Source organism: Micromonospora sp. CNZ280, from assembly GCF_011759515.1.
On record NZ_JAAOYP010000001.1, the window covers coordinates 2,392,020 to 2,412,152 of the forward strand.

13 protein-coding genes and 1 pseudogene are annotated in these 20,133 nt (G+C 72.9%); 4 read left to right on the forward strand and 10 right to left on the reverse strand.

Annotated features, from left to right (window positions below; genetic code table 11):
- Positions 1-26: 26 nt before the first annotated feature.
- The 4 genes from rarD to eccE all read right to left on the reverse strand — a co-directional run bounded on the left by rarD (position 27) and on the right by eccE (position 4,041).
- Positions 27-962 carry an EamA family transporter RarD gene (rarD, locus tag FHX32_RS11390; RefSeq protein ID WP_167180864.1) on the reverse strand — a complete coding sequence of 312 codons (936 nt, stop codon included), beginning with the start codon at positions 960-962 and terminating at the stop codon, positions 27-29.
- Positions 959-1,459: a GNAT family N-acetyltransferase gene (locus FHX32_RS11395; protein ID WP_167180866.1), complete on the reverse strand. Its 501-nt coding sequence runs from the start codon at positions 1,457-1,459 to the stop codon at positions 959-961. The genes rarD and FHX32_RS11395 overlap by 4 nt, the downstream gene beginning before the upstream one ends.
- Positions 1,460-1,632: 173 nt before the next feature.
- Entirely contained in the window at positions 1,633-2,019 is a 387-nt protein-coding gene (locus FHX32_RS11400) for a phage holin family protein (RefSeq protein WP_167180868.1), read from the reverse strand.
- Between the two features lie 120 nt (positions 2,020-2,139).
- A complete protein-coding gene (eccE, locus tag FHX32_RS11405) occupies positions 2,140-4,041 on the reverse strand; it encodes a type VII secretion protein EccE (protein ID WP_486481001.1) in 1,902 nt (633 codons plus the stop codon).
- Between the two features lie 253 nt (positions 4,042-4,294).
- Between eccE and FHX32_RS11410 the strand changes: the two are divergent.
- Positions 4,295-4,615: pseudogene (locus tag FHX32_RS11410) on the forward strand (WXG100 family type VII secretion target).
- A 27-nt stretch (positions 4,616-4,642) separates the two neighbouring features.
- Entirely contained in the window at positions 4,643-4,936 is a 294-nt protein-coding gene (locus FHX32_RS11415; RefSeq protein ID WP_167180870.1) for a WXG100 family type VII secretion target, read from the forward strand.
- Between the two features lie 116 nt (positions 4,937-5,052).
- Here the strand turns inward: FHX32_RS11415 and mycP are convergent, their stop codons facing one another.
- Positions 5,053-6,282: a type VII secretion-associated serine protease mycosin gene (gene mycP, locus FHX32_RS11420; protein WP_167180872.1), complete on the reverse strand. Its 1,230-nt coding sequence runs from the start codon at positions 6,280-6,282 to the stop codon at positions 5,053-5,055.
- Positions 6,283-6,434: 152 nt separating this feature from the next.
- On the opposite strand from mycP, the gene FHX32_RS11425 reads away from it, so the two are divergent.
- Entirely contained in the window at positions 6,435-9,644 is a 3,210-nt protein-coding gene (locus FHX32_RS11425) for an SseB family protein (RefSeq protein ID WP_167180874.1), read from the forward strand.
- Positions 9,641-10,006 carry a hypothetical protein gene (locus tag FHX32_RS11430; protein WP_167180876.1) on the forward strand — a complete coding sequence of 122 codons (366 nt, stop codon included), beginning with the start codon at positions 9,641-9,643 and terminating at the stop codon, positions 10,004-10,006. The genes FHX32_RS11425 and FHX32_RS11430 overlap by 4 nt, the downstream gene beginning before the upstream one ends.
- A 1-nt stretch (position 10,007) precedes the next feature.
- On the opposite strand, the gene FHX32_RS11435 is transcribed toward FHX32_RS11430, so the two are convergent.
- The 5 genes from FHX32_RS11435 to FHX32_RS11455 form a co-directional block, all read right to left on the reverse strand.
- Positions 10,008-10,940, reverse strand: a complete 933-nt coding sequence (locus FHX32_RS11435) for an alpha/beta fold hydrolase (protein WP_167180878.1) — start codon at positions 10,938-10,940, stop codon at positions 10,008-10,010.
- Positions 10,941-11,017: 77 nt separating this feature from the next.
- Positions 11,018-11,503, reverse strand: coding sequence for a hypothetical protein (locus FHX32_RS11440; protein ID WP_167180880.1), 486 nt, complete (start codon positions 11,501-11,503; stop codon positions 11,018-11,020).
- 233 nt (positions 11,504-11,736) lie between these two features.
- Entirely contained in the window at positions 11,737-14,130 is a 2,394-nt protein-coding gene (locus FHX32_RS11445; protein WP_167182578.1) for an immune inhibitor A domain-containing protein, read from the reverse strand.
- A 321-nt stretch (positions 14,131-14,451) separates the two neighbouring features.
- Positions 14,452-16,755, reverse strand: coding sequence for an immune inhibitor A domain-containing protein (locus FHX32_RS11450; RefSeq protein WP_167180882.1), 2,304 nt, complete (start codon positions 16,753-16,755; stop codon positions 14,452-14,454).
- A gap of 403 nt (positions 16,756-17,158) precedes the next feature.
- A complete protein-coding gene (locus FHX32_RS11455; RefSeq protein WP_167180884.1) occupies positions 17,159-19,951 on the reverse strand; it encodes an immune inhibitor A domain-containing protein in 2,793 nt (930 codons plus the stop codon).
- Positions 19,952-20,133: the final 182 nt, after the last annotated feature.

Genomic DNA, 20,133 nt, shown 5'->3' on the forward strand with positions numbered 1-20,133 from the left:
CGGGCGATCACCGGCGGCGGGTGCGCTCAGCGGGTGGCGGGCGCGGCGGCCGCGGTCGCCCGGCGGGTGGCAGCCTGCGCCGCGCGGGTCCGCCGGGACTGGCGCACCGCGTCGACGGTGAAGATGATCAGCGCGGCCCAGACCAGGGCGAAGCCGGCCAGCCGGGCAGGCGGCATCGGCTCGTGGAAGATCAGTACGCCGCAGCCGAGCTGGAGGATCGGCGCCAGGTACTGGATCATGCCCAGGCTGGTCAGCGGGAGCCGGTTGGCCGCGCCGGCGAAGAGCAGCAGCGGGACGGCGGTGACCGCGCCGGCCAGCATCAGCAGCGCGGTGTGCCCGGCGGAGACGTGGCCGAAGGCGGCGTCCCCGGCCGTGGTGAGCCACCCCAGGTAGGCCAGCGCGGGCAGCGCCAGCACCGCCGACTCGACGAAGAGCCCCTCCGCGGCGGGCAGCCCGAGCCGCTTCTTGACCAGGCCGTACCCGCCGAAGCTCAGGGCCAGGGTCAGCGCCAGGTACGGCAGCCGGCCGTAGTCCACGGTCAGCACGGCCACGGCCAGCCCACCGATGCCCAGCGCCACCCACTGCGCGGGGCGCAGCCGCTCCCGGAGCACGGTGACCCCGAGCAGCACCACGACCAGCGGGTTGATGAAGTAGCCGAGCGCGGTCTCCACCACCCGGCCGGAGTTCACCCCGTAGATGTAGGTGCCCCAGTTGACAGCGATCAGCGCGGCCGCGACGCCGATCCCCGCCACTGCCCGGGGGCGGCGCAGCAGCGCCCGCAGGAACCCGATGTTGCGCAGCGCGGCCAGCAGCAGCGCCACGAAGACCACCGACCAGACGATCCGGTGCGCGAGGATCTCCAGCGGCCCGGCCGGGCGCAGCAGCTTCAGGTAGAGCGGGAAGAACCCCCACAGCAGGTACGCGCCGATGCCGTAGAGGTATCCGAGCCGGAGTGGCGTCACGCCTCCACCGTAAGGGGTGAACCGCCGCTTTGCTCCTTGCCGGTGAGCTGGCTCACCGCCTGGTCGCGCCGGTCGAGCTGCATCCACCGCTGCGGCTCCGGCAGCGGGGTGAAGCCGGCCTTCGCGTACACCCCGTGCGCGTCGTTGGTGGCCAGCAGGATCCGCCGTACGCCGAGGGCGTCCAGGTGGTCGCGGACCGCCTCGGCGAGCCAGCTGCCGAGGCCCCGGCCGCGCTCGTCCCGGTCGACGTAGACGTCGCAGAGCCAGGCGAAGGTGGCCCCGTCGGTGACCGCCCGGGCCACCGCCACCTGTCGCCCGTCACCGGGACGGTAGACGCCGAACGGCAGCGAGCCGGCGAATGCCCGGGTCACCGTCTCCCAACTCCGCCCGATCGCCCAGTACGCGTCGGTGGAGAGCCAGTGGTGCACCCGGTCCAGGTCGATCCGGTCCGGGTCGGTGCTGAGCAGGTAGCCGTCGTCACGGGTCAGGGTGAACACCCTGCGAGGCTAGACCGCCCACCCGCCCGGCACACGGGCCAATTCCCGCCCACTGGTCCACCGCCGCCCGACCCCGGAGTCCCCGCCCGCTCCGAAGAACGTGTCGACGCCCCCGCCCGGAGGGCGCACATTCTCTGAACGTGCGCCCTCGCGCGGCTACCGGGGGTCGGCGGTCAGTCGCGGTCGAGCAGGGCGCCGAGGATCCAGGTCACGATGCCGACGAAGAGCGCGCCGAGCACCGCGGCCGGCCAGAAACCGTCCACGTGGAACGGCAGCCCGGCCTGGTCGGCGATCCAGCTGGTGAGCAGGAAGAGCAGCCCGTTCACCACCAGTGCGATCAGCCCGAGGGTCAGCAGGTAGAAACCGCAACCGACGGTCTTGATGACCGGCTGGAGGACCGCGTTGACCACGCCGAAGATGATCGCCACCAGGATCAGCGTGGTGACCGTCTCGGTCGCCGAGTCGGAATCCAGCGTGATGCCCGGAATGACCAGGGTGGCCAGCCAGAAGGCCAGCGCCGTGACGGCTAGGCGGATCAGCAGACCCTTGAGAAAACCCATGGCGGGGATCGTGCCACGGACGGCGCATCGGCGGAACCCGAGAGATCGACGAATCGGGCCGGCGACGGCGGGACTGCCCGGTCGGCCGCGAGCGGGATGGTCGGGCGGCGGCGGCCCGGCTCAGCGGCGGGAGGGGCGGCCGATGAGGTGCGCCTCGATCGGGGTGGGCGACAGCAGTGCCCACCGCAACGCCCGCCGGTTCACCACCGCCACCATGTCGTCCCGGATCCGGGTCAGCCACTCGGCGGACCCGCCGAGGCCCAGCGCGCTCCCGGCCAGCGCGGCCTCCGGCGGGCTGAGCGGTTGCAGCACCGCCAGGTCGACCCGGCCCAGCGCGTCGGCGTCCGCCGGGGTCAGCTCGTCCCGGACCAGCAGCGTGGCCCGCCAGGGCGGGCCGGGCTCGGACCCGACGGGCAGCGGCGCGTCGACAACCAGCAGTTGCGGGCGCAGCGGAGCTCCGGGCGCGTTGCCGACCGGCCGGCCCGGCGGAAGCAGTGGAATCGCGCCGCCCGGCGTGCCGGCGCCCCGGACGAACGGCTCCCAGCTGAGCGGCCGGGCGGTCTGCACCGCGACCCGGGCGCCGAGCGCCAGCGCGCGCAGCACCACGAGCTGTGCGGCGCGTACCCCGCCGACGAGCATCACCCGGGTGCCCTCCGGCCGGAACAGCCGGACGGTCACCGCACCGCCGTGCCGGTTGCTGCCGATCATCAGCCCCGCCTCGCCGAACGGCAGCTCCGGCGGCTCCGGGACCGGGCCGCCGGGCAACCCGACGCCGACCGCGGCGAGCGGCAGGGTGGCGGCCAGCCCGTCGAGTTGCGCGCCGTCGAGCCGCTGGAGCTCGCCGCCGGCGCCGGCCACCAGCCGGTCGAGGGCCTGGGCGGCCACCGCGAGCTCCGCCGGGGTCGCCGCGGCCAGGCGTACGGTCAGCTCGGTGGGCGCGCCGGCCGGGCCTGCGGCGGCCCACGGCCCGGCGCAGAGCGACACCGTGGCGGCGGTGGCCGGCAACGCGAGCAGCCGGGGCACCAGCCGGCGCCCGGCCTCGACCCGCGGATCGGGCCAGCGGCGCAGCCGGAAGCTGGCCTGTAGCAGGCCGCCGGAGCGCACCACCTGCCAGGACTCCTGCGCCGGACGTCCGTCGTGGTGGGCCAGTTCGGCGAGGACGCGCAGCGCGGCCTGCTCGCCCAGCGGACGTGCGGTGACCGGGCCCAGCCGGCGCACCAGGCGGCGCACGGCACCGGCCAGGGCGCGCCGCAGCTCCGCGTCGGACCAGCCGTCGACCCGGAGCACCCGGACGGCGAGCACGGCGTGCTCACGGGCGGCCAGCCGCCCGTCGGTGAGCTGCCGGTAGGAGGTGGCGACGGCGCCGCCGCCCGCGTCGACGGTCGGTGCGGGTGCCCCGGTGAGCAGCAGTTGCACCCGCACCGGCGGCCCGTCCGGCGAGGCCGCCGTGAGCAGCGATGCCGGCGCGGGCAGCTGCCGCGGGCCGTCGCCGAGCAGGTCGGCCGGGTCGCCGAGTTCCAGGACGGCGACCAGGCCGGTCGCGTCGTCGACCAGCGCGGCCGGCCCGCCGCCCAGTTCCGTCGAGCGCACCACGGCGGCCGGGTCGACCAGGTCGAGCAGCGCCGCCGGGTCGGCCGAACCGGGCAGCCGGCGCCGCCGGGTCAGGTAGCCGAGCGCGGTGGCCAGCCACTCGAAGAGCCAGCGACCGCGGATCCGCAGCCAGGCGGCCGGCACCAGCAGCGCGGCCACCGCCACCGCGGCCACGGCCGGGGCCGGCCCCTGCCCGACGGCGGCGGCGAGCAGCGCCACCGCGACCTGCGTGGCGACGACCTGACCGGCGCGCACGCCGGTGTGTGGCCGGCGCCCGGCGGGGCTCCACTGTGCCGGCGGAGCGGCGCATCGGGCCGACCCGGCCGGGGTCACCCGCTCGGCCGTCGGACCGGGAATCGGCGGGGCCACGATCGGGTCCGGCGGCGAGCCGTCGATCGGAGTGGCCCGGCTCGTGCTGGTGGTCGTGGGCACCCCGCCTCCTACCCGATCACTCGCCGCGACATGGCTGCCGCCGATAGTAACGGCGGGAGCTGACGTCGCGGGGGCCGGGTTGTCCACAGGGGAGTCGGGCGGGGTAGCACGACAGCGATCGGGCCGCTACCGTCAGCGACGAGTTCCGCTGACCCGCGCCCGCCAAGCTCGTGTCCCGGGCGGCGCGAGCGGCGCGTCCTGAGGCGGGCGCGCCGACGGCCAGCCACGACCGATGAGACGAGGTGACGTCCGGGTGTCCCAGACCCAGGCAGAAGCGGCGGTGATGCAGTAGACCGCCGCGAAGTTCGAGCAGGTGGACCAGTCGTTGCAGACCATGCTGAGCAGCCTGATGGCCGAGCTGGAGGTGTTGCAGCAGGCCTGGCGGGGCGCCGGCGGGCGCTCCTTCGAGCAGGTCAAGCAGCAGTGGGCGCAGGACCAGGCCGCCTTGCAGCGGGCGCTGCGGGAGACCGCCTCCGCGATCCGCACCGCCGGCCAGCAGTACGACGTCGCGGACACCGAGGCCGCCGGCCGGGTGTCCACCACCAACCGCGGCGGCATCCAGCTACCGCTGTAGACCGTGAACGGGAGAGGAAGCCATCCGATGGACCACGGTGTGCTGGTCGTCAACTTCGCCGCGCTGCAACAGGCCGGCGCGGACATCCAGAAGGCGTTGAACACGCTCGACTCGCAGCTCGGGCAGCTGGAGCGGGACGCCGCCCCGCTGGTGGCCGGGTGGACCGGTGAGGCTCGGCAGGCGTACGAGCAGCGGCAGGCCCGGTGGCGCTCCGCCTCGCAGGACCTGCAGGCCATGCTGCGTGACATCAAGCTCGCGGTGGACGACTCCGCGGCGGACTACCTCGACACCGAGAAGAAGAACGTCGGCCTGTTCCAGTGATCCCGGCCCGTCGGGTGGCGACCGGCCCGGCCGGCGCCACCCGGCGACACGGCCCTGAACGTCCAGGCCTGCGCCCGCCGACGTGACCGCCGGCAGGCCGGCGCCTGAGTGCCGGGTCAGGCCGGGTCGGCCGGGCGCCACCGCCGGCGGGCACCCCGTGGCACCACCAGGGCGGCCAGCGCCGCCACGGCCACCACCGTAGCGGCGAGCGAGGCGACCAGCAGCGCCCGGTCCTGTGCCGTGGCCCGACGCGCTCGCGCGGCCAGCACCGCCGGATCGGGCCGGTCGTCCGCGAGCGCGGTGGCCGGGCGCGGCCGGGTGGCGACCCCGCCGGCGGTCTCGGTGACCGCCCGGAACGGGTTGAGCACCCCCGCGCCGTACCCGCCGCCCCGGCCGTCGCCGGGCGCCGGGTCGGTGGTGGCGAGGATCCGCTGCGCCACCTCGGCCGCGGTCAACCCGGGTCGGTACTGCCGCAGCAGCGCGGCGGTGGCCGCCACGAAGGGCGCGGCGTAGCTGGTCCCCTCGGCCCGGTGGTGGCCCCGGCCGGGTGCGGCCATCAGCACGCCACTGCCGGGCGCGACCAGGTCGACGTACGGGCCGGTCTGGGAGAAGGCGGAACGCGACCCGTCCACCCCGATCGCGCCCACCCCGAGCACCCCCTCGTACGCCGCCGGGTACGGCCGCGGGTCGCCGCTGTCGTGCAGGTTCCCGGCGGCGGCCACCACGACCACGTCCCGGTCGACCGCGTAGCCGATCGCGGCGCGCACGGCGGGGTTGTCCACGTACAACACGACGGAGAGGTTGAGCACGTCGGCGTCGTGGTCGACGGCCCAGCGGATGGCCCGGGCGAACTCCCCGGCGCTGACCGTACGCCCCGACTCCCGCCCCTCGACGACCTGCTGCTCGCTCACCCGTACCGGCAGGATCCGGGCGCCCGGGGCCAGCCCCCGGAACGCGATCCCGGGCCGCGGGGCGGCGGCGATGATGCTGGCGACGCCGGTGCCGTGGCCGGCGCAGTCGCTGGTGCCGTCACCGCCCGGGTCGAGCAGGTCGGTGCCGTCGAGCACCCGGCCGGCGAGTTGCGGATGCCGCCGGTCCACCCCGGAGTCGACCACCGCCACCGTCACCCCCGCCCCGGTGGCCAGCGGCGTCAGCCGCTCGGGGGCGTACCGCTGCTGGGGCCAGGGTGGCGCGGACACCGGCCGGGCCGGGGCCAGCGGCGTCGCGCAGTCCGGCGCGGCGGCCCGGGCGAGGGTGGTGCCGGCGGTGGCGGAAGCGGCCGGCGCGGTGGTCGCCAGGACGGCCGCGAGGGCCGCCAGGAGTGGGCGCGCGGGGGAGCGGGACATCGACCGCCTCCGTATCGTGTCGACTCCGGAACGGGATGTTAGCGCCTTCTTCCAGAACCGGCGCACCGCCGCCAGCCTGCCATTGTGATCTTGTTACTACCTTGTAGGTTGTACGCGATGCCTATGGCCTGTTCGCGGGAGGAGGGGTGGCCGTGACCGGATGGGAGCCGGCCACCGAGGCCGAGGCCGCGTTGCGGGACGCGTTGCGCGCCAACGACCAGCAGCGATACTTCCGGATCCTGGCCCGTACCGACCTGCTGCTGCCGGTGCCCGAGCCGGCGCTGGGGCAGGCGTCGGGCTGGGGCACCTGGACCACGGCCGGTCGCACCCACGTGCTGGCCTTCACCTCCGCCGCCGCCATGCGCGCCTGCCTGGGCGAACACGCCGGCGCGAGCCGGCTGACCAGCTATCCCGACCTGGCCAGCGGCTGGCCCAACCACGAGTGGTGGCTGGCCGTCAATCCCGGCCTGCCGATCGAGGGTTACCTGCCGGCCTGGTACGTCGCGCAGCTCTCCCGGGGCGACGTCCGGCTGCCCGGCCGCACCATGGGCGCGCGGGCCCGGCTGGAGCGGGCGGAGACGATCGCCCGGGCGCGGGCCGCCGGCGCGGGAAGCCTGCCGGGCGGCTCCCCGACGGCAGCCGTCCGCCCACCGGCCGCCGAGCACGTCGCCCCGCCCCGTCCCGAACCGCCCACCGTGCCGCTGCCACCTCGGGTCGCGACCCCCGCCGGCCCGGTCGGGTCGGCGCGGGACCGTCGCTCGGTCGAGGCGCTCCGCCCACCCGTCCCGCCGCCCTACCCGGCGGACCCGGCCCGGTCGGACCGCTCCGACCTCGGGCGGGTCGCTCGCCCCGCCCCGCCCGCGTCTCCGCCCCCGGGCACCGGCGATCCGGCGACTCACGCCCAGCCCGGCGTCCCGCCATCCGGGCCGGTGGCCGAGCCCCGGCCACCGGCGAACGGCCGGCCCACCGGGGACGCTCCCGCCCGGACCGCCCCACGTTCCTTCTTCGAGCCGGCGTCCGGTCGCGGCTCGGCCTACCGAGACGACCCGGTCCGGCCCGCTGACCGGGCGGTGCCACCGTCCCGCTTCGCGCGGGGCAGCCAGCCGTTCCCCCGCCGTCGCCCCGCCGGGGATCCGGTGCCGGGCGGGCCGACCGAGGCGTTCCCGACCAGCCAGCCGTACACCCCGCCGAGCCGACCCGATCCGGCCCGGGGCTCGGCGCAGTGGCCGCCACCGCCGGACGAGGTGACCCGGGCCATCCCGGTCCCGGCCGAGGGCGCGTACCCGGGCCCGCCGCCGGACGAGGAGACGACCCAGGCGCTGCCGCGTCGCCGACCCGCCCCGGCCGCCGCCGACCCGGCGGACGACCTGCCGCCGTCGGCCGCGGAGCCGGTCTCCGGGCCACCCGCACCGCGACGTGGGTTCACCCCGATCGTCATCGAGGGGACCATCGTCGAGTCCCGCGACCTCACCGAGCCGCTCGACGCCGGGCCACCGGTCTCCGCCGCACCCGTCCCCGGTCCGGTCGGGGCCGACGCCTCCGGTCCACCTGTCCCCAACTCGTCCGACGTCGCGTCGTCGGGAGGACCGGCCGGCGCCGGATCCGCGTCGTCGGGAGGACTGGCCGGCGCCGGAACAGCGCCGCCGGGAGGATCGGCCGGCGCCGGCTCCACCGCATCGGCCGCCGGATCGGCGGCAGCGCCGAGCGCCGGGGTGGCGGGTCCGCCGGCCTGGTCGGCGCGACCGGCGGACAACGGCCTTCCGGGGCCGGAACGCGTGGCCGATCCGCAGGCGGCCGGGAACATCCCGCCCCGGTCCTCGTCGCAAGCGGCGACGGCGGACCGGCGGACCGTCGGTTGGCTCCCGGACCAGGCGGGTGAGCCGCAGGTGGCGGGGACGATCCCGGCCGGGCCGGCTGTCGAGTCGGTGGCGCCGGCCGACCGGCCGAGCGCCGGTTGGGCTGCGAACGAGGCGTCCGACGCGGAGGTGGCGGGGACGGGTTCGGCGTCGGAGTCATCGTCCGGTTCCGGCGAGATCCCGGATCAGCCTGGTGCCTCCGATCGGTCGGGGTGGATTCCGGATCAGCCGGCTCCGGCCGAGCACCCCGCCTGGATCCCGGTCCAGAGCGAGGCGGGGACACCCCAGGCCGGTACCGCGCCCGAGGCGGCGCCGGCGGCCGGGTCGGCGACGGAGAACGCCTCCGATCTCGCGGACACCGGCCCGCTGTGGACCGTGCCCGATCCGGACGCCACCCCGCAGGCCACCGACATGCACACCGTCGACGCCCCGACTGCGGGACCGGACACCGATGCCCCGGCCGCGGACGCCGATCCCCGGGACGCCGGCACCGGCGGGACCGGTCCGGCGGCCGAGCCGTCCCCCGCGCCGGTCGCCGAGTTCCAGCCGGCGAACCCGGTCGAGGAGGACCTGCTCGACGCGGCCGGGACGGGCAGCACCGACACCTTCCTCTCCACGTTGCTGCTGGCCCGGGTCCTGCTGCCGGTGTCCCCGGAGTCCGCGCCGGGCAGCCGGCCGGGCGAGCCCGGCTTCGTCTGGCGTACCGAGGAGCTGGACGGGGAGACGTTCGTCGTGGTCTACACGTCTCCGGAGCGGCTCGCCGACCACACCGACGCGCCGGTCGAGACGGTACGGGTGCGGTTCGTCCAGCTGATCCGGCGCTGGCCGGACGAGGCGTGGTCGTTCGCGGTCAACCCGGGCACCCCGGTCGGCGCCAAGCTGCCCGGTGAGCAGATCGTCGGGCTGGCCAACTGGGCCGCTGAGGTGGGCCTCGGCGACGACGCCGACAGCGAGCCCGAGACGCCGACGGCGCCGGAGGCGGCCGAGCGCCCCCGGTACACCCCGCCGGCCGCCGACCCGGCCCGCCCGGTCGTCATGCAGAAGGCGGTCGCCCCCAGCCAGCTCGGTTACTACCTGGAGCGCGGCTACGACCGGGTCTCCGGGTTCGTGCACCGGGCCAGCGAGCTGGCCCACCTGACCACGCCGGCTCAGCTGTACGAGGCCCTCGGCCTGGGCTATCCCGACTCGCCGTTCGCCCGGAACGCCGAGGAGATCTACGTGCTGCGCTGGCCGGCGTACCGGCCCAGCCTCTACCGGATCCCCTACGGCGGGCAGAACGAGGCCGCCATGCGGGCCATGGAGGGCTGGGTCATCGAACGCGCGCCCTTCCGGGGCAACGGCTTCGCCCCGGGCGAGAGCAGTGACGTGGTCGCGGAGTTCAAGGTGGACAGCGCCCGGCTGCCGCACGGCGCTCAGCTGTGGCGGATCGGCGCGGACGGCACCGAGCGGATGGTCGCCGTGCTGGACACCGACGCGCTGCTCTGGCGCCAGGTGGACGCGCCGTGATCCGGGACGGCTACGTGGCCCGGTGGCGCGGGCGCGAGTACCAGGCCAGCCCGGACGGCGACGACATCCGGCTCTACCAGCCCGAACCGGGTGAGGGTTTCGAGGAGGTGCGCCCCGGCCGGTACGTCCGGGTGCTGCCGGCCACCGAGGTGGAGGACCTGGCGTACGTGCGGACCACCTGCACGTGGCAGGGGCAGCCGTTCATCGTGCTCGGCGAGCACGACGGCTGGCTGCGGGTCGAGTACACCGGCGGGCGCTGGCCGGTCGCCCGGGCGATGGGGCTGGAGGTGTTCGACTTCGGCGTCTACCAGGGCTGGGCGCCCGCCGCCGAGGTCGCCGACCTGCGCGAGCAGCGGGTCTGAGTCAAGACTTCGCCCAGCGCAGGATCTCGCCGAGCACCACCTCCGGCGCCTCCACGTGCGGGAAGTGGCCCACGTCGTCGAGCAGCCGCCACTCGTACGGCGCCACCACGTACCGGCCGGAGCCCTGGGCGGTACGGGGCAGCGAGGCCCGGTCGAGCGCGCCGTGCAGTTGCAGGGTCGGGGTGACCAGCGGCTTCTGCATCAGCCGGACGAACCGGTAGCCGTGCAGGCGCAGCACCGAGCGGAACGCCCAGCGGTAGCCCTCCAGCGCGCAGAAGGCGGCCTGCGGGATGCGCATCGCCTCCCGGCAGCGCTGCGCGTACGCCCCGAAGTCCGGCCCGGACACCCAGCGCGGCCCGCCCCAGCGGCGCAGCATCTCCTCGACCGCCACGGCACCGTCCCGGGTGAGCACGTGCTCGTAGCGGGGCAGCTGGAACTTCAGCGCCGGGGTGGACGCGGCGAACTGCCCGCGCGGGTCGGCGAAGATGGCGGCCCGCAGCCGCAGCGGGTGCGGCGCGCCGAGCACCACCAGCCGCCGGACCAGGGCGGGGTGGAAGGACGCCACGGTCCAGCCGATCAGGCCGCCGGCGCCGGTGCCGACCACGGTGGCCGAGCGTTCGCCGAGCGCGCGGATCAGCCCGGCGATGTCGGCGGCCAGCGTGTAGCCGTCGTACCCCCGGGGTGGCTTGTCGCTGGCGCCGTAGCCACGCAGGTCGACGGCGACGGCGCGGAAGCCGGCGTCGGCGACCGCCGGCAGCAGCTCGTGCCAGGCCCACCAGTGCTCGGGGAAGCCGTGCAGGAAGAGCACCATCGGCCCGGTACCGGCCTCGACCACGTGGAACCGGCTGCCGTTCGCCCCGACGAACCGGTGCGTCCACGGCCCTTCGGTGAGGACGCAGGACTCGTCGACGGACCCGTCGTGCTGCTCGGTCATGGCAGACAGCCTAGGACCCCGGTGCCGGCGGGCCGGTCCGCCGGCACCGGCGGGTGGTCGGGATCGCTCGTTCCCGGTCAGCCGACCGGATCGATCTTGACGATGCTGGCCGGGGTGCCTGGTCCGCAGTCCGCCGCCGGGTCGGCGGGGCCGATGGTCACCCGGACCCAGGTGCCGGTGGCGAAGCTGCCCTTGCCGACGCCGTGCAGCGCGTACTCGCGGCCGTCGTCGGTGACCAGGCCGTAGCAGGGCCCGGCGCCGCCCCGGGTGATCCGACCGGCCACGATGTTCCCCTTGCGCAGGTCGGTGGGCCGGCTGGGGGGTGCGGTCGGCGGACCCATGGTGGGCAGGTCGGTAGTCGTGCGGGAGGGCCGTCCCGAGGGTGCCGCCGCGGTGGGGCCGGTGGGCGGGGTCGCGGCCGCGGAGGTCGGGCCCGGGTCGGCCGGGGAGGCCGAGGGCGTGGGTTCCGTGGGCACGGCACTTCCCTCCTGCGAGCCGGCGCAGCCGACCAGGGCGAGGGCGGCGGCGAGGCTCGCGACGGTGGTACGGGTCGCACGACGCACGCTGATCGGACGCGCCGGCGCAGCGGTGGGTTCCCGACCCGGCGCTTCCGGAAACGCCGCCGAGACGCGTCCGGATCCGCCGCCGGGGCGTCTCCGGACTTCCGGTGCGCCACCTGCCGGGGCGCTGGCCGCATCCGGTGCGCCAGGCGTTGCGCGAGTCCGCCCCCGTGGAAAGGGCGATGCCCGGGCGGGTGGCCCGCCCGGGCATCGCGTGGTGGTGCGGGATCAGCGGATCAGGAGATCCGGATCTTGGTGTAGTTGCCGTTCTCCTGCAGCACGCGGATCTTGACACCGACGGCCGGGAGCTTGACGCCGTGGTTCGGCAGCTCCGCGTACCAGTACTGCTTGGTGTCGTCGAACAGCGGCTGCGCGGCCTGCCCACGGATGTACTGCGGCTGGCTGTTGAGGTGCAGCGTGAAGGAGTCCGCCTTCCGCAGGCCGAACGGCGCGTCGTAGACCTGGACGCGGGCCCGCCAGGCCTGCCCGGTGAGGTTGTAGATCGGCCGCGGGTGCGCGTCGATGTACAGGTTGCGGCCCTCGCCCGGGTGCTCGAAGGTGTCGTTGTCCGCGTACCGGGTGTTCCAGTACGAGATCAGCAGACCCTCCTGGTACGCGTAGTGGTCCACCCAGTCCGGCCGGGTGTTCGTGTAGCCGAAGAAGTACGGACCGGTCTTCAGGTACTTGTCGTACGAGATGTAGTGCCTGGCGCCGGCGATGTAGAAGTTGTCGAACGCCCGGGTGTAGGTCTCCTCGGCGATCTCGAAGCCACCGGCGAGCGTCCAGCCCTCGGCGCCGGTCTCGGCACCGTCGGAGAGGATGGTCTGGCCGTCGGCGGTCACGGTGATGGCGTCACCGTAGAAGCCACCGTCGGAGACACCACCGTCGGTCTGGTAGCGCAGCCGGAACTGCGCGGCCTGGCCGGCCACCGCGTCGAGCGGGACGTTGATGTCGACCCACTGGCCGTCGCTGCTGCCGTCCAGGGCGAAGCGCCCGGGCGAGATCTCCTTGAGCGGCTGGCCGTTGGCCGTGCCGGGCAGCGGGGTCCAGGTCTGACCCCCGTCGACCGACGCCTCGAAGAACAGGTAGTCGAAGTCGGCCTCGATGTTGTAGCGGCCCTTCATGGACAGCGCCGCCGACGACTTCCCGGTCAGGTCGAGCGCCCGGGTCATCGTGCTGTTGAGGTCGTCCTCGTTGCCCGAGAAGAACTGCTTGGTGCCCTCGAACGGCTTGCCGTTGTCGAAGGTGTACTCCCGGTCCGGGAGCACCACCACGACGGCCTGCGCCTCCTTGGAGGTGTACTCCTGCGGGCCGAGGGTCATGGTGCGCTTCTGCCCAGCGACGACCACCTCGTAGTCGAGCCAGCCGAGCTGGAGCTTGTTCCAGGCGCCCAGGTCGCCACCGCGCTCGCCGATGCCGCCGTCGTTCTTGCCGCCGAGCCGGCTCTGGGCCATCAGGGTCCAGTGCTCGTTGTTGTTGTCTCCACCGTTGATGTTGTTGTAGTCGTCCGGCAGACCGAGGTCGTGGCCGTACTCGTGGTAGAAGACGCTGCGGCCGCCGTTCTCCGGCTGGATGGTGTAGTCACCGATCCAGATGCCGGTGTTGCCGATCTGGGTGCCGCCGGCCGGGAAGTTCGGCGGGCCGGTCCGACCCTGGTCGGAGGCGAAGGCGTACCAGCGGTGGCTCCAGATCGCGTCCTCACCCTGGTGCGGGTCACCGTCGGCCTCGTCGCCGCCGGAGTGGACGATCTGGAAGTGGTCGATGTAGCCGTCCGGCTCGTTGAAGTTGCCGTCCGAGTCGTGGTCGTACCGGTCCCACTGGTCCATCGCCTGGACGTCCGCGGCGATCTGCTCGTCGGTGCGGCCGGCCGCCTTCTGGTCGGCGACCCACTGGTTGGCGGCGTCGCGGACCAGCGCCCAGGTGTTGGTGCAGACGTTCGAGGCGCACGGGAAGCCGCCGGAGCGGCCGTACCGGGCCTCGTTGTACTGGACCTTGACCCAGTCGGTCACCGTGCCCTCGACGCTGTAGCGACCCGAGGACTGGGCCTCGTAGTACTGCTTCAGCGACTCGTCACCGGGCGCGGTGCCGAAGTAGAGCTTGCGGTAGTGGTCCGCGTTGTAGTCCGGCTGCCAGACGGTGGAGTTGTCCACCGCCCGGTTGGGCGCCGGGATCTCGTTGTGCAGCGGCCCGTCGAACCGGGTCGGGCCCGGCGTGCCCGGGTCGGTGTCCTGGTCCGGGTAGCTGGGGTGCCGCTCGTTGCCGAACTCGGCCAGGATCACGAAGATCCGGTCGGTCTTCTCCCGGGAGAGCTCGACGTACTGGTCCTCGGTCTGGTCGGCGCCGGCCCGGGCGGAGCGGGCGGTGGCCCCCTCGGCCTGGGTCTTGCCGACCTTGACCACCGTGCTGCCGTTGATCCGCTGTGCCTTGGCCTTGCCGGCGAGGACCTCGCTCAGGCCCTCCTGACGCAGGGCGCGGCGCTTGTCCTCGAGCGGGTTCGGCAGGTCGTGGTCGACATGGGCGGGCTCGGCAACCGACGGAGCGGCCGTCGGCAGCTTCGGCTGCGGCGCGGCGCTGGCCGACGTGGTGAACGCCAGCCCCGACGCTGTCAGCCCAAGCCCGAGCAGACCCACTGCGACTTTGCGCACGTGGTACCTCCGGTGTGAGGGAACCGGCCCAACGGGGGTACGGGCCGGTGGAAATCGATCCCACTAGTGGGACCAATGGTGAACATAGACACTGGTGGGACCAGTGGGAAGACGCGTGCGTCGATTTGTTGCAAGATTTTGTTGGGAACGCTTCCCGCTGTCACATCCCGGACTTTCGCCCTCGGCCGTGAACAGGGTGGACGGACGGCGTCGGGTGCCAAGCGGCACCTTTCGATCAATTCGTCCGCGTACGCAAAAATGGGGCCGGTGGCGTCGCCGCCACCGGCCCCACTCGTGTCGCTGTCGTCAGTTGCTGACCCGGACCACCATGTCGTCGGTCGGGTCGGTGCCCTGCTGGACGATCTCGATGCGGGTGCCGCTACCGGCCACCTTCACCGAGTTCCACGGGTTGCCGCCGCTCCAGTACTTGTTCGGCCCGTTGTCGCTGAACACCGGGTTCGGGTCCAGCGCCGGGACGGTGACCGGCACCCCGTTGACGTGGAACGTCTGGGCCGGCTTGCCGAACTTGCTGAAGGTGGCGTCGTAACCGTTGCGCCGGTTGCTGATCGTGCCCTGGCCGACCTTGATCTGGCCCGGCCGCACGTCCACCGGGAGGTTCAGGCCGTAGCCCGGGTGCTGCGAGGTGTTGTTGTCGCCGTACGCGTAGTTGACGTACCAGACCAGCATGCCCGGGTGGTTCGCGAACCGCTCGACGAAGTTCGGCCGGGTGTTGTTGAAGCCGAAGTTGTAGCCGCCGGTGCGCAGGGTGTCGTCGTACCCGTAGTAGCTGCGGTTCTCCGCGATGTAGAACCGCGGGTACGAGTCGGTGACCGAGCCGGTCATCCGGGTGAAGCCCTTCGCGGTCCACTCCGCCGCCAGCGTCTCGGCGTCGTCGGTCCAGACGGTGGTGCCGTCGGCGACCAGCGAGACGTTGTCCAGGAACGCGCCGGCGAGGTGCACGCCGCCGTCGGTCTGGTAGCGGTAGCGGAACAGCACGCTCTGCCCGGCGTACGCGGACAGGTCGTAGCCGAGGTCGACCCAGTTGCCACCGGTCGAGCCGTCGACCCCGGTCTCACCGGCGTCGATCAGCGAGTTGCTCAGCGGGGTCCAGCTGGACCCGCCGTTGGTGGACACTTCGGCGTAGAGGTAGTCGTAGTCCTCTTCGATGTCGTACCAGGCCTTCGCGGTGATCGACGCGGAGGTCGCACCGGTCAGGTCCAGCTGACGGGTCAGCGTGGTGTTCAGGTCGTCGGCGCTGCCGCCCCACCACTCGTACGACCCGCCGAACGGCGTGTTGTAGCTCGTGGTCTGGGTCTGCGCGGGCAGGTTGACCACGACAGCCTGGGCCTTCGGGCCGTCGCTGTCACCGGCGGGCCCGAGCGTGACCTGGGTGGTGCCGCTGTTCTCCTCGACCACCGTGTAGTTCAGCCAGCCGAGGTAGAGCTTCGACCACGGGTCCATGTAGCCCGGGGTCGACCCGATGTCGTCGGTGCCGTGGCTCAGCCACGAACCCGAGGCCATCAGGCTCCAGAAGCCCACGCCGTTGTCGCCACCGGCGGTGTCGTAGAGGTCCGGCAGACCGAGGTCGTGGCCGTACTCGTGGGCGAACACGCCCAGCCCGCCGTTCTCCGGCTCCGTGGTGTAGTCGCGGATCCAGATGCCGGTGTCGCCGATCTGCACGCCGCCGGCCTTGTTCTCGCCCGGACCGGCGCTGCCCGCGAGATTCGGGAACGCGGCCCAGCGGTGCGACCAGATGGCGTCCTCGCCCTGGGCGCCGCCGCCGGCCTCCTCGCCCTCACCGGCGTGCACCGCCTGGAAGTGGTCGATGTAGCCGTCGGGCTCGTTGAAGTCGCCGTCGCCGTCGAAGTCGTACCGGTCCCAGATGTCGAACTGGGTCAGGTACTGCTTGATCTCCGCGGTGGTCTTGCCGGCGGCGATCTGGGACTCGTACCAGGCGGTGGCGCTGTCCTTGACGAAGTTCCAGTAGCCGTCCGCCTCGGAGATGGCGTTGCTGCCGTACCGGGCCTCGTTGTAGGGGACCTGCACCCAGTCGGTGACGTCGCCGCTGACCGTGTAGCGGCCACCGGACTGCTTCAGGTAGAAGTCCCGCATCGACTCACCCGGACCGTAGAACATGTCCAGGTAGTGGGCCCGGTCGAAGTTCGGCCGCCACAGGGTGCTGTTGTCGTCCGTGGCGCTGCCGTCCCAGTTCCGGTCCGGCTCGGCGATCTGGTTGGCCACCGGGCCGGCAGCTCCACCGGTCCGGGGGTCGATCTGGTCGCCGAAGTTGACCAGCATCGTGAAGATCGGGTCGGTCTTCGGCGCCTGCTGGTACTCGACGAACAGGTCGTCCTTGACCTGGATGACCTTGGAACCGTTGCGCGTCTGCAGCTTGGCCTTGCCGGAGAGCAGGTCGGCGATGGCCTGCTTCCGGACCTCCCGGTGCTGATCCGCCATCGGATCGGGGAGGTTGTCCTTGCCGTGCTTCGCCTTGTCGGAACCGGGGGTCGGGCCCGCGGCCGGAGCGCCGGAGGCCGGCGTCGACACGACTCCCGCCGCCAGCAGCGCGGCCGTGGCGGTGGCCAGGCCGGCTGTGACTCGTCTCCTCAAAGGTCCTCCTCCTTTGTGGATCTGTTACATGACGGGCGCGGCCAGGGCCGTGACTGTCATGTGATGCGTCACTCACCCTTACAGAGGAGTAGCCCGTTGTCACGGGTCAATTGGCGCCTGAGGCGACGATCGCTGGGCGAGATGTCAGGAAAAATGCGGGCCAAAGCGCGCGCCAGGATAGCCGGCGTTCACGTTACGGTTTGGCCACGATCACCCAGAGTGACGGTGGTTATAAAGTCCCATGAGGAGAGCGCCGCCAGCCGGCAAAGTGTCACAACCGGCGGTGCCGCAACGGCCGGACCGGGGGAGAACGGCCAGGCCACCGGCCCGGACGAGCGGGGGCCCGCCCGGAGCATGCGCTCCGGGCGGGCCCCCTGATGCCCCGTCGCCGGGACCGTTCGGGTCAGCTCCCCGCCGGCGTGACGTACACGATGGCGTACGAGTTGTCCTTCGCGGCCTTCTTGATGACGATCGAGACGCCGTAGTTCACGCCCAGGTCACCGGGGTTGCCGGTGCCCAGGACGATGACGCCACCGCCCAGGGTCTGGCCGTAGTACTCCGGCGCCGGCGTGCCGTCCGGGTGGGTCACCCGGGTGGTGTACTGCGCGCTGTCCCGCGAGGGCAGCACCACCGAGGCGTCGCTGTCCCGGGCGTACGCCGCACCGTCGCGGATCTCGATGCCCGGGTACCAGCCCTTGGCGTCGGTGAAGCCCTTCACCGCCGGCTGCGACCCGAACGTGGTGCAGTACTCGCTGTACGGCTCGTCCGCCGCCTCCAGGCACTCCTTGAACGGGTACGTCGGCTTCAGCGAGAACGCCGCGTTCGCCGACTGCGGACGGCTGGGCAGGTTGTCCAGCACCGACGGGTCCTTGACCGCCGCCTCGCCCGTCCGCCGGAACGGGTCGAAGTGCGAGTCGACGATCAGCAGGCCGCCCTTGGCTCCGTAGCTGGGCAGCGCGGTCATCTGCGCGGTGACGTGGTTGACGTCGCCCAGCGCGGTGTCCCGGTACCAGACCAGCATGCCCGGCGCGTTGTACGAGACCCGGTCGACCTTCCACGCGTCGCGCGAGTAGACCGTGTCGTAGGTGTACTTCAGGCCCTTGTCGAAGCCGTCGAAGTTGCGCCACTCGGCCAGGTAGTAGTGCGCCTGCACCGAGGTGCCGCTGTCGATCCGCCAGCCCGGGCCGTTGGTGTCGACGAAGGTGCCGCCGGTCGCGGTCCAGCCGTTGGTGCCGCTCTCGACGTCGTCGCTCCAGGTGGTGGCGCCACCGCCGGTCACCGAGAAGTCGTCGGCGAACCAGCCCCGCTCCAGGAAGGCCGCGTCGGTCGCCTGGCGCAGCCGCAACTGCACCGTCTGTCCGGCATACGCCGACAGGTCGACATAGTCGTGCCGCCAGCCGTGGCTGTCACCGGTGAGGCCGTACTTCTTACCGCCGTACTCGGCCATGTTTCCGTTCGGGTCGGCGTAGTCGTCGTCGGTGGTGACGAGCTTGCCGGTCGAGTCGTAGACCTTCTGCTCGGCCCAGGTGGCGCCGCCGTCGGTCGAGATCTCGACGAAGCCGTAGTCCCAGTCCTGCTCGATGACGTAGTTGTTCCACATCCAGAACTTCGCGTCGGTTGCCGCCGGCACCGCCACCTGACGGGCGATCTTGACGTCCGCCCAGTCCTGGTCCGCGCCGGAGTACCACATGTTCGCGCCGCTGTGCGGCGTGGCCAGCGTGATCACCTTGTCCGGCAGGTCGATCTTGATGCCGTCCTGGGTGCCGACCGGGGTGCGCGAGGTCTGCCCGAGCTTGACGCTGCGCGGGTCGGTGCCGGGGGCCAGGGTGAGCGGGTCCGCCCAGCCGAGCACCCACTTGTCCCACAGACCCATGTGCGTGGGCAGCGCCTGGAAGACCTCGCCGGAGTGCGAGCCCGAGGCCATCAGGTCCCAGAAGTCCACGTCCGAGTCGGCGTTGCCGCTGGTGTCGTAGAGGTCCGGCAGGCCCAGGTCGTGGCCGTACTCGTGGGCGAAGACGCCGACCCCGGCGTCCTCCGGCTGCACGATGTAGTTCGACACCTGCAGGTTGGTGCCGGGAATGGTGTAGCCGCCCGCGATCGAGGAGGAGTGCGCCCAGACCGCGTAGATTCCCTCGGCGCCGCCGCCGCGCGACTTGCCCTGGCCGGCGTGCACCAGCACCAGGTGGTCGATCACGCCGTCCGGCTCGAAGACGTTGCCGTCACCGTCGCGGTCGCCCTGGTCCTCGATGTCGTAGTCGGCCCAGGGGAAGTCCGGGTCCATCGCCGCGAGAGTGTCGATCGCGTCGGTGGCCAGTCGGCCCGCGCCTCGCGGGTTGTCCGGATGGCCGTTCATCGCCTGCTGCCGCCCGGCGACCCAGGTGCCATCCTCGTCCTGGAAGCAGCGCGACGCCGCGTACCAGCCCTCCGAGTGCGGCACGGTGATCCACGGGCTGGCCTGCCCGTCCACCGTGTACGCGCCCTTGGACATCTCCAGGTACATGTTGTGCATGGTGCGACCGCGCAGGTCGATACCCGGCTTGCCGTCCGGGCCCGTCAGGTCCTTGCGGACCCGCTCGGTGATGCCCGTCTTGGTGTAGAGCATCTTGTCGAAGTGCTCCGGCGAGAAGTCCGGCACCCAGAACGAGTTGTTGTCCTTGTGCGGCAGGGTCGCCGGGTTCGGGATGTTGTTGTGCTTCGGGCCGTTCTGCACGGTGCCCGGGACGCAGGTCCGGTCCTCGAACACGGTCCGCGGGACCATGACGTCGGTGAAGTCGTCGTTGGCCTGGTCGTTGAACTCCACCAGCAGGGTCAGCAGCTTCGCCGTCTGGGTGCTCGGCGCCTGCTTGATCTTGCGGGGGCTCTTCCCGGACTTGATCGACTTGGCCTCCAGCCGGGCCAGTTCCCGGGCCGCTACCGGGTTGCCCCGAGCGTACTTGCGGTCGAACGCCCGCGCCTCGTCGGCCGGTGAGGTGTAGATGCCTTCCTTGCCCTTGACCTCGCGGCCGGCGGTGTCCGGCTGCACCTCCGGCTCGGCATAGTTGATGTAGAACTCGTCCGCCCCGATCACCGCCTTCGGTGCGGCGGACGTCTCGGCTGCCGCGCTGCCCGTCACGGTCAGTGACGTGGCCGCGAGGGCGATGGCGGGCAGCGCGACGAGTAGGCGTCGGCGCGGCCCGACTTGCGATCTTCTGTTCATGCCGCTCCATTTCTCGGGCATGGGAGGAGGGAGTCGGCCGGCCTCACTGACAGTGATGTTCATCGAAACCGTCCGACGTGCGTGAACCTAAATCAGAACGGTTCCGAACGACAGGGGGCGGCCGTCGCCTGTGTCCGTTCAGCTTCTCCGCGCTCCACCGACCGACCGATGTGACGCTGGTA